2 protein-coding genes and 1 pseudogene are annotated in these 2,046 nt (G+C 63.2%); 2 read left to right on the forward strand and 1 reads right to left on the reverse strand.

Going from position 1 to position 2,046, the window contains the following annotated elements:
• Window positions 1-250 precede the first annotated feature (250 nt).
• Both tnpC and VGP39_RS28190 read left to right on the forward strand, forming a co-directional pair.
• Window positions 251-1,591, forward strand: coding sequence for an IS66 family transposase (gene tnpC, locus VGP39_RS17630; RefSeq protein WP_327569384.1), 1,341 nt, complete (start codon window positions 251-253; stop codon window positions 1,589-1,591).
• Between the two features lie 49 nt (window positions 1,592-1,640).
• Window positions 1,641-1,796: pseudogene (locus VGP39_RS28190) on the forward strand (IS1096 element passenger TnpR family protein); the annotation flags it as partial.
• A 107-nt stretch (window positions 1,797-1,903) separates the two neighbouring features.
• Here the strand turns inward: VGP39_RS28190 and VGP39_RS17635 are convergent.
• Window positions 1,904-2,046, reverse strand: a 143-nt coding sequence (locus VGP39_RS17635) for an NAD(P)(+) transhydrogenase (Re/Si-specific) subunit beta (protein WP_327569385.1), incomplete at its 5' end; no start/stop codon positions are given.

The raw sequence follows: 2,046 nt of genomic DNA on the forward strand, positions 1-2,046 counted from the left end.
TCCCGCCGGTTCAGCTCGCGCTGCAGATCGAGGCCGGACATTCCGGGCATCGCGATATCGAGCACCAGGCACTCCGCCCGCCTGACTTCGTCCGCTTCCAGGAATTCTTCCGCCGACGAGAAACCATGGTAATTGCTCACCCCCTCCGTGGCGCTGGTTTCGCAGCGATAGCGTGAAGTGGCTTTTTCCGTGGCAGATTTTGGTTGACGTGGTCATCGCGGCATGATTCATCGATGCGATGAATCGGGAAGTGCTCGTCAAACTGACGAAAGAGGAGTTGATCGATCTGGCGCTGACGCAAGCCAAGCAGATCGAGGTGCTGACGGTGCGCGTTGCGGAGCTTGAGGCGAAGCTGGGCCTTCCGCCGAAGACGCCGGACAATTCCAGTAAGCCGCCCTCGCAAGGTCAGAAGGCCAACGGCGACGGGATGAGGCGGAGCAAGAACAAGGCCCATCCGGGCGCGCATCGACCGCTGCATGCGAACCCGACGCGCAAACGGGACGTGGCGGCCGAGCACTGCCAACATTGCCGCGCCGACGTATCGGGGATGCCGCAGATGCCGGTCCAGTGCTACGACCGGATTGAGATCCCGGAGATCAAGCCGGACGTCACGCGGGTCACCTTGCTGGGCGGTGTGTGTCCCTGCTGCGCCAAGGCGTTCAAGGCCGCGCCGCCGGCCGGATTGGAGCCGGGCTCGCCGTTCGGGCCGAACCTGCGGTCCTTCATGATCTATCTGCGCTTCACCCATGCGATCTCCTTCGAGCGGCTGGCGGCGCTGGCGAGCGATCTTCTGGGCCTTTCGATCAGCGAAGGGGCGCTGGTCAACATCATGGCGGCCGGACGGGACGCCTTCGCGCGGCAGAGAAATCTGATCCGCGAGCGCTTGCTCTGCGGCACCATCCTGCAATCGGATGAGACCAGCTTCCGGGTCGGCAAGAAAAACTGGTGGTGCTGGGTCTTCCATCATGCCGACAGCGCCTGCTTCGTCATTCGGCCGAGCCGCGGCAAGGACGTGGTCGAGGAGTTCCTCGGTGAGATCCGCCCCGAGATCTGGGTCTCCGACCGGCTCAAGGCGCAGATCGGCTGGGCCACCCTGGCGCATCAATTCTGTCTTCCCCACCTGATCCGCGAGACCCAGTTCGCCCTGGATGCCGGCGATACCGTCTTCGCCCCGGTTCTGCTCGCCCTCCTGAAGCGGGCCTGTGCCATCGGCCGCCGTCGCGACACCCTCAAAGATTCGACCTTGAAGAAATATCTCGCCACCCTCGAGAGCCGGCTCACGAAGCTGCTGCTTCTGGAGCCGAGCCACCCCGAAGGCCGGAAGCTTCAGCGCACAATCAAAGGGATCCGCGGAAATCTCTTCGTCTTCCTGGAAAATCGGCAAGTTCCGGCGAGCAACAACGGCTCCGAGCGTGCTCTGCGGCCGTGCACGACCCTGCGAAAGGTCATCAACTGCTTCCGATCGCAGTGGGGTGCCACGCTCTACGCCGATGTTCGATCCGTGATCGAAACGGCCCGACGGCGGACGATCCCCATCCTGCAGGCGATCCGCATGACCCTGGAAGGACGGGCTCTGGCGGCGGGTCTTTAGCCCGCTTGCCCTCTGGGCCGACGGCACGCAAAAAGTTGATTGCGGGGGGCCAGCGGGCTATCAGGAACTGCTGGCCATCCTGGCCGACCCTACTCATCCCGAACACACCCAATGGGCTGAGTGGATCAGCGGCGACTTCGATCCCGAGGCGTTTGCCGTCGAAGCCGCCGACGCCGCGGTTGCTGCCCGGTTCAGCCAAAAATAGCCGAACGCCCGTCTCCACGTCCCACCAGCCTCAATGTTCCTACCTCACAGCGTGAGCAATTACCATACATCGGAGAGGGGTAGAGGGAACGTTGCGTTGGCGTCGCCCTACTCGATCGCCTTCACGATCTCCTCGCACATCTTCTTGGCGTCGCCGAACAGCATCATCGTGTTCGGGCGGAAGAACAGCTCGTTCTCGACGCCGGCGTAGCCCGACGCCATCGAGCGCTTCACGAACAGCACGGTCTTGG

The organism is Bradyrhizobium sp. (assembly GCF_036009065.1).
GTDB lineage: Bacteria > Pseudomonadota > Alphaproteobacteria > Rhizobiales > Xanthobacteraceae > Bradyrhizobium.